General features: G+C 73.5%; 2 protein-coding genes. Both read left to right on the plus strand.

All coding sequences use genetic code 11. The features are described from left to right. Positions 1–3,514, plus strand: a 3,514-nt coding sequence (locus ABT092_RS30370; protein WP_351249638.1) for a type I polyketide synthase, incomplete at its 5' end; no start/stop codon positions are given. Positions 3,515–3,590: 76 nt separating this feature from the next. Further along, the coding region (locus ABT092_RS30375) for a type I polyketide synthase (RefSeq protein WP_351249640.1) at positions 3,591–9,277 on the plus strand (5,687 nt) is incomplete at its 3' end.

Genomic DNA, 9,277 nt, shown 5'->3' on the forward strand with positions numbered 1-9,277 from the left:
CACGGACGCGTCCATCGCCGCGATCAACGGACCGAACTCCCTCGTCGTCTCCGGCACCACCACCACCGTGGGCACCATCGTCGACGCGCTCAAGGCCCAGGGCCGTAAGGCGACCTACCTGAAGGTGTCCCACGCCTTCCACTCACCCCTCATGAACCCCGTCCTCGACGAGTTCACCACCATGGCCGACCGCCTGAACTACACAGAACCCACCCTCCCGTTCGTGTCCACCCTGACCGGCGCCCTCGCCGACCCCGCCGAACTGGCCACAGCCCGGTACTGGACCGCCCACATCCGCGAAGCCGTCCGCTTCCACGACGCCGTCAACACCCTGGCCCGAGACGGCGTGACCCGGTTCCTGGAAGTCGGACCCGACGCCGTCCTCACCGCCATCACCGCCGACGCCCGCGCTGATGCCCAGGGCGTCCAGTGCATCCCCCTCCTCCGCCACACCGCACCCGAAGCACAACAAGCCCTCACCGCGCTCGCCCACCTCTGGACCCTCGGCCACCCCATCACCTGGACCACCCACACCCCCCACACCCACACCCGTCCCGTAGACCTGCCCACCTACCCCTTCCAACACCAGCACTACTGGCTCAACGCCACCACCCCGCACACCGACGTCACCACCGCCGGTCTGATCGCGGCGGAGCACCCGCTCCTCGGTGCGGCGGTCACCCTGCCGGAGTCGAGCGGTGTGGTGCTGACGGGGCGGGTCGGCCTTCGCACCCATGCCTGGCTGGCGGACCACGTGGTCATGGGGGCTGCGATCCTGCCGGGGGCCGCACTCGTCGAACTCGCCTTGCGAGCGGGCGACCACGTGAACTGCGGACTGCTGGAGGAACTCACCCTCGAAGCACCCTTCGTGCTCCCCGAGAACGGTGCCCGTGACCTGCGGGTGTCCGTGGGCGAGCCGGATGCGACGGGGCGGCGTACGGTCGGCGTGCACTCGCGGGACCTGGACTCCCCGCCGGACACCTGGACCAGGCACGCCAGTGGCTTCCTCGCCGCCGACCCGGGAGTGGCCACCGCCGGGGTCGACCTCACGGTATGGCCGCCGGAGGGCGCGACCTCCGTCGAGGTGAGCGGGCTCTACGAGGAACTGGCCGCCGGGGGGCTCGACTACGGCCCGGCCTTCCGGGGCCTGCGCGCCGCCTGGCGTCGTGGCGAGGAGGTCTTCGCCGAGGTGCACCTGCCCGAGGAGGCGCACGGCACCGCCGGCGGCTTCGGCCTCCACCCGGTGCTGTTGGACGCCGCCCTGCACGCGAGCGAGCTGTTGGGCGGCGGTTCCGGGGAGTCCGGGCGCGGTACGCACCTGCCGTTCGCGTGGAGCGACGTCGTGCTGTACGCCTCGGGGGCGACCGCCCTGCGGGTCAGGCTCTCGGCGGTCGGCGGCGACACGGAGACGGTCTCGCTCGATCTGGCCGATCCGGCGGGCACCCCGGTGGCGAGCGTGCGTTCGATGGCGGCGCGTCCGGTGTCGGCCGAGCAGATCACGGCGGCGCGCGGCGGTTCCCTACCGCTCTACCACGTGGAGTGGGTGCCGGCCCCGACGCCGGTGGCCGCGGAGGAGGTCCCCGGCGACTGGGTGGTGCTCGGCCCGGAGGCGGACACCTGGTCCTGGACGGGCCTGAGGACCTGCCGCGACCTGGCCTCGCTCGGGGACGCCGTTCCGCCGGTGGTGGTGCTGCCGTGCCCGGTCCCCGCGTTCGACGCGGCGGACCCGGACGGGCGGGAGACGCTGCCCGGGCTGCTCCGCGCGGCCCTGGGCGAGGTGTTGGACACGCTCCAGCGGTGGCTGGCCGAGGAACGGCTCTCGTCGTCCCGGCTCGTCGTGCTGACCCGCGGCGACGGCGGCCCCGCCGAACTGGTCGACGCGGCGGTCGGGGGGCTGGTCCGGGCGGCCCAGGAGGAGAACCCCGGCTGCTTCGTGTTGGCGGGCTGGGACGGTGCGCCGGATTCGCTCCGGCACCTCGCCGCGGCGGTCGCCAGTGGCGAGCCGCGGGTGTCCGTCACGTCGGACGGCGTGTACGCGGCGCGGCTGGCGGAGGTCGCCGTACCCGAGAACCGGGTGACGGGGTTCGAGTCGTGGGGCCCCCAGGACACCCTCCTCATCACCGGCGGCACCGGCGGACTCGCCACCCTCATCGCCGAACACCTCATCACCCAACACGGCATCAAACACCTCGCCCTCGCCAGCCGCCAAGGACCCCACGCACCCAACGCCACCCAACTCACCCAACACCTCACCCACCTCGGCGCCCACATCACCCTCCACACCTGCGACATGGGCAACCCCACCCACGTCACCCAACTCATCAACAACCTCCCCCACCTCAAAGGCATCATCCACACCGCAGGCACCCTCCACGACGCCACCCTCACCAACCAAACACCCACCCACCTCCACACCACCCTCACCCCCAAAGCAGACGCCGCCTGGCACCTCCACCACGCAACCACCCACCTCGACCTCACCCACTTCGTCCTCTACTCCAGCGCCACCTCCACCCTCGACAACGCAGGCCAAGCCAACTACGCCGCCGCCAACGCCTTCCTCGACGCCCTCGCCCACCACCGCACGGCAAACGGCCAACCCGCCCACTCCCTCGCCTGGGGCCTGTGGAACACCGGCCGGGGCATGGCCGCCGCCCTCACCAGGAGCGACCTGGAGCGGCTGAACAACGGGCACCTGCTGCCCCTGACCGCCGCACAGAACCTCGCCCTGTTCGACGCCGCCCTGGCCACCGCCCGTCCCGTGCTCCTCCCCGTCAGGATCAATCCTCGGCGTCCCGTTCCGCCCCTGACCGACGGCCTTCCGCTCACGGCATCGCCCGCCCCGTCCAGGCCCACCGCGCACACCGGGGCGCCGAACGACGTCACCGTCGACCCGTCGACCCTCGAACAACGGTTGGCGCCGCTGGACGAGGAGGAGCAGCTGCGGCTGCTGGAGGACGTCATCTGCGTCGAGGTGGCCGCGGTGCTCGGGCACGCCGACGCCTCCGCGCTCGACCCGGGGAGGACGTTCCAGGACTCCGGGTTCGACTCGCTGACCGCGGTGGAACTGCGCAACCGGCTGAAGAAGACGACGGGGCAGCGGCTGTCCGCCACCCTGGTCTTCGACTATCCGACCCCACAGGCCCTGGCGAAGTACCTGTTGGAGGAGGTGCGGCCCGCGATCGAGGAGATCACCGCGAGCGTCGGGGCCGGGGGCGTGCCGGCGGCGGACGAGGCCGTGCTCCGACGGATCATCGCCTCCGTCCCGTTGGACCGGGTCAGGGAAGCGGGGCTGCTCGACGCGCTGCTCGCCCTGGCTCCGGCCGGGCCCGCGGCGGGCGGCGCGGCACCGGGCGAGGACCGCGGCCCGGACGTCCCCGCAGCGGCGGACGGTCCGGACGCCGTCGCGGGGCACGGCGACGGGGCCGACCAGAGCGGCGCGATCCTGGCGATGGACATCGACGACCTCGTGCGCGAGGCGTTCGAGCGCAGTGACGCAGAACGGCCTGAGTGACCCCGGCGGGGGCCCGGCCCCGGGCCCCCGCCCCGTCGTAAGGCGACTCCAGTCATAAGAGCGAGCAGGAATGCGAGTGACGACCGTGGACACAAACGGCACGACCGTGCAGAAGATCGCCGATGCGCTGCGCACATCGCTACTGGAGAACGAGCGGCTGCGCCGACGCTATGACGAGGCCGCGGCCGCCGCCGCCGAACCCGTGGCGATCGTGGGCATGAGCTGCCGTTTCCCGGGGGACGTGGAGTCCCCGGAGGACCTGTGGTCGCTCGTCGACTCGGGCACCGACGCCATCACCGACTTCCCCGGCAACCGGGGTTGGGACCTCGACGGGGTGGTCGACCCGGAGGGTGTCCGTCCGCACACCAGCTACACCGGGCAGGGCGGGTTCCTGCACCGGGCGCCGGAGTTCGACGCGGCGTTCTTCGGGATGAGCCCGCACGAGGCCACCGCCACCGACCCCCAGCAGCGGCTGCTCCTGGAGGTCTCCTGGGAGGCGTTCGAGCGGGCCGGCATCGACCCGCGGTCCCTCGCGGGCACCAGGACCGGGGTCTACGCGGGAGTGATGGCCACCGACTACCCGGTGCGGGTGGGCACGGTGCCGGAGGGCGCCGAGGGCTTCATGGTCACCGGGACCGACGGCAGCATCGTCTCGGGCCGCGTCTCCTACACCCTCGGTCTCGAAGGGCCCTCGCTGTCGGTCGACACGGCGTGCTCCTCCTCGCTGGTGGCGCTCCACCTGGCGGTGCAGGCGCTGCGCAAGGGCGAGTGCGGGCTCGCCCTCGCGGGCGGCGTCACCGTGATGTCCACCGCCCGCACGTTCGTGGAGTTCAGCCGGCAGCGCGGGCTGGCGCTCGACGGGCGCTGCCGGTCCTTCGCCGACGCCGCCGCCGGTACGGGGTGGGGCGAGGGCGTCGGCATGCTGGTCCTGGAGAGGCTGTCGGACGCGCAGCGCAACGGCCGCCGCGTCCTCGCGGTGGTGCGGGGCTCGGCCCTGAACCAGGACGGCGCGAGCAACGGCCTGACCGCCCCCAACGGCCCGTCCCAGCAGCGGGTGATCCGCCAGGCCCTCGCCGACGCCGGTCTGGTCGCCGCGGACGTGGACGTGGTGGAGGCGCACGGCACCGGCACCGTCCTCGGCGACCCCATCGAAGCCCAGGCGCTCCTCGCCACCTACGGCCGCGACCGCCCCGCGGACGACCCCCTCTGGCTCGGCTCCGTCAAGTCGAACATCGGCCACACCCAAGCCGCCGCCGGCGTCGCCGGAGTGATCAAGTCGGTGATGGCGCTGCGGCACGGGGTGCTGCCGAGGACCCTGCACGTGGACGCGCCCTCCACCAAGATCGACTGGGAAGACGGCGCGGTGCGGCTGCTCACCGAACCGCTGCCGTGGCGGCGCGACCGTCCGCGTCGTGCCGCGGTCTCGTCCTTCGGGCTCAGCGGTACCAACGCGCACGTGATCATCGAGCAGGCACCGGGGGGCGGCGCGCCCGCGCCCACCGCGCCCGAGACGGCGACGGCGCGCCCGTTCCTCCTCACGGCGAAGAGCGAGGCGGCGCTGCGTGCCCAGGCGGGACGGCTCGCCGAGCGGATCGCGGGCGACCTCGGCCTCCGCCTCGCCGACCTCGGCCATTCCCTGGCCACCACCCGTGCCGCGTGGGAGCACCGTGCCGTCCTGGTCGCGGACGACCGCGACGGCCTGCTCGCGGGGCTGCGGGCCACCGCGGCCGGCGACCCGCCCGACACCCTGGTCGGCGGCACGGCCGCGACCCGGGCCAAGGTGGCCTTCGTCTTCCCCGGTCAGGGGTCCCAGTGGGCCGGAATGGCGCTGGAACTCCTGGACTCCGCCCCCGTGTTCGCCGAGCGCCTCCAGGAGTGCGCGCGGGCGCTGGGCGCGTTCACCGACTGGGATCTGCTGGCGGTGCTGCGCGGCGATCCCGACGCGCCCACCCTGGAGCGCGTCGACGTGGTGCAGCCCGTGCTGTTCGCCGTCATGGTGTCGCTGGCCGAGCTGTGGCAGTCGCACGGGGTGCGGCCCGCCGCGGTCGTCGGCCACTCCCAGGGCGAGATCGCCGCGGCCTGCGTCGCGGGCGCCCTCTCCCTGGAGGACGCGGCCCGGGTGGTCACCCTCCGCAGCCAGGCCATCGCGCGGCGCCTGACGGGGCCCGGCGGCATGATGTCGGTGTCCTCGCCCGCCGAGCGGGTCGAGGAGCGGCTGCGCCGTTGGGGCGGACGGCTGTCCGTGGCAGCGATCAACGGCTCCGGCTCGGTGGCCGTCTCCGGCGACTCCGACGCGCTCGACGAACTGCTCGCGGAGCTCCAGGCGGACGACGTGTGGGCCCGGAGGATACCGGTGGACTACGCCTCGCACTCCGCCCACGTGGAGGCCATCGAGGACGAGTTGCTCGCCATCCTGGCCGACATCGCCCCGCGTGCTTCGCACATCCCGTTCTACTCGACGGTGACCGCCTCCGTCATCGACACCAGCGGACTGGACGCCTCGTACTGGTACCGCAACCTCCGGCAGACGGTGCGCTTCGAGGAGACCACCCGGGCACTGTTGACGGAGGGGCACACCGTCTTCGTGGAGGCGAGCCCGCACCCGCTGTTGGCCGTGGGCATCCAGGAGACCGGGGAGGCCGCCGGGCGCCCCGTCTCCGCGATCGGCTCGCTGCGCAGGCACGAGGGGGGAATGGGCCGCTTCCACCTCTCGCTCGGGGAGGCGTGGACACGTGGTGTCGACGTGGACTGGCGGGCGACGTTCGCCCCCGACGATCCGTCGTGGGTGGACCTGCCCACCTATCCGTTCCAGCGTCGCTCGTACTGGCCGCGCCCCGACGCGGGCGGCTCCGACGTGGCTTCCGCCGGGCTCGACGGCGTCGACCACCCCCTACTGAGCGCAGCGATCGGTCTCGCCGACGCCGACGGCACCCTGTTGACGGGCCGCATCGGACTGGACACGCATCCGTGGTTGGCCGACCACACGGCCGGCGGCGCGGTGCTGCTGCCGGGGACGGCGCTGGTGGAACTCGCCATCCGGGCCGGTGACCAGGTCGGCTGTGGACGCGTTGACGAACTCACCCTGACGGCGCCGCTGTCACTGCCGCCGAAGGGCGCCGTGCAACTCCAGGTGTTCGTGGGCGTGCCCGACGGGGACGGCCGCCGCCCGGTGACGATCCACTCGCGCCCGGCCGACGCCGAACCGGAGGAGGACGACGGGAACGGGTGGACCGGACACGCCACCGGCCATCTGGTTCCCGAGTCGACCCTCTCCGATCCCGTGGAGAGCGCCTCGTCCCCCTGGCCGCCGGAAGGCGCGACGCCCCTCGACGTGACCGACCTCTACGAGCGGCTGGCGGACGAGGGCTACGGCTACGGCCCGGTCTTCCAGGGCCTGACCGCCGCCTGGCAGCGTGGTGACGAGGTGTTCGCCGAGGTGGCCCTGGGCGAGGACGTCCGCGCCGAAGCCGCGGCGTACGGCCTGCACCCCGCGCTGCTCGACGCGGCCCTGCACGCGGCGGGCCTCGGCCCCTTCGACACCGCAGGCGCTCCCGGAGCCGCCGAACTGATCCGGCTGCCCTTCAGCTGGAGCGGGGTCAGCCTGCGGGCCGTGGGCGCCGCGGCGCTACGGGTCCGGGTCGCACCCGCCGGGGACGACGCGGTGAGCCTGAGCCTGTCCGACCCGGCGGGCGCACCGGTGGCCTCCGTCGACGCGCTGGTCCTACGCCCGGTGGCGGTCGACGAACTGTCGGCCGAGCCCGCACCGCACCGCGACTCGCTGTTCCGCGTCGAGTGGCAGCCGAAGCCCGACGCCGCCGCCCCGGCAGCCCACACGCCCTGGGCCCCGCTGCCCGGCCACGGCGCCACCGAACCCGCCGCCCGCACCGCGCTGCTGCCCGCGGGCGAGCCGGCGGACGACGCCACCGCCCCGGAGCTGCTGGTGCTTCCGGTTCCGCCGGTCGACGTCACGGACGCCGAGCGGGTGCCGCAACTGCTGCGGGAGGTGCTCGGCACCGTGCTGGCCGCGCTCCAGGAGTGGTCGTCCGGGGAACGCCCCGCGGCGTCCCGGCTCGCCGTGGTCACCCGGGGCGCCGCGGGCCCCGACGGCATGCCGGTGGACCTGGTCGGAGCGTCGGTGTGGGGGCTGGTGCGCTCGGCGCAGGCCGAGCTGCCGGACTGCTTCGTGCTCGTCGACACGGACGGCACCCCCGAGTCCGCCGGCCGACTGGCCGCGCTGGCGCTGACGAGCGGGGAACCCGAACTCGCGCTGCGCGACGGCCTCGCGCACGTGCCCCGGCTCGTCCGCGGGGCACCGGACCCCGCACCGATGACGGGGTTCGAGTCGTGGGGCCCCCAAGACACCCTCCTCATCACCGGCGGCACCGGCGGACTCGCCACCCTCATCGCCGAACACCTCATCACCCAACACGGCATCAAACACCTCGCCCTCGCCAGCCGCCAAGGACCCCACGCACCCAACGCCACCCAACTCACCCAACACCTCACCCACCTCGGCGCCCACATCACCCTCCACACCTGCGACATGGGCAACCCCACCCACGTCACCCAACTCATCAACACCCTCCCCCACCTCAAAGGCATCATCCACACCGCAGGCACCCTCCACGACGCCACCCTCACCAACCAAACACCCACCCACCTCCACACCACCCTCACCCCCAAAGCAGACGCCGCCTGGCACCTCCACCACGCAACCACCCACCTCGACCTCACCCACTTCGTCCTCTACTCCAGCGCCGCCGCCACCCTGGACGGAGCGGGACAGGCCAACTACGCCGCCGCCAACGCCTTCCTCGACGCCCTCGCCCACCACCGCACGGCAAACGGCCTCCCCGCCCACTCCCTCGCCTGGGGCCTGTGGGCACGGAAGTCCGCCATGACCACCCATCTGACCGACTCGGACGTCGAGCGGATGGCACGCTCCGGCGTCCGGGCCCTTTCCGCCGAGGAGGGCGCGGCACTCTTCGACCGCGCGATCTCGGGCAGCGCCCCGGTGCTGCTGCCCATCCGGCTCGACCTCGATGCGCTGCGCCGACGCCAGGACGCCTTGCCGCCCCTGCTCAGCGCCCTGGTGCGACCCAGGGCACGGCGCGCGGTGGCGTCCGCCGCCGCGGAGGGCGCCGACACGTTCGCCCGTCGACTGGCCCGGATGCCGGGGTCCGAACGTCACCGCTTCCTGGTCGACCTGGTACGCACCCATGTCGCCGGCATCCTCGGGCACGAGGCGATGGCGGCGGTCGCCCCGGACCGCGCCTTCAAGGACCTGGGCTTCGACTCGCTCGCCTCCGTGGCGCTGCGCAACCGCCTGGGCACGGCCGTCGGCATCAGGTTGCCGGTCACCCTGGTCTTCGACCACCCGACACCGGTCGCCCTGGCACAGTTCCTGGGCTCCGAACTCGGCGGCGGAGACGAACCGGCGGACACCGCCCCGGCCGGTCCGGCCGGCCCGAGTGCCGACGAGCCCATCGCGATCGTCGGCATGGGCTGCCGCTTCCCCAGCGGCATCACCAGCCCGGAGGGGCTGTGGGAACTGCTGGTCGAGGGCCGCGACGGGATCACGGCGTTCCCCGAGGACCGCGGCTGGGACATCGCGGAGATCTGCGACGGCACCGGGAGCCGGCCGAACACCAGCCACACCGCCGAGGGCGGCTTCCTGCACGACGCGGCGGAGTTCGACGCCGAGTTCTTCGGGATCTCCCCCCGCGAGGCCATCGCCACCGACCCCCAACAACGCCTCCTCCT

Origin of the sequence: Streptomyces sp. NPDC002490 (assembly GCF_040296045.1) — a bacterium.
Taxonomy (GTDB): Bacteria; Actinomycetota; Actinomycetes; order Streptomycetales; family Streptomycetaceae; genus Streptomyces.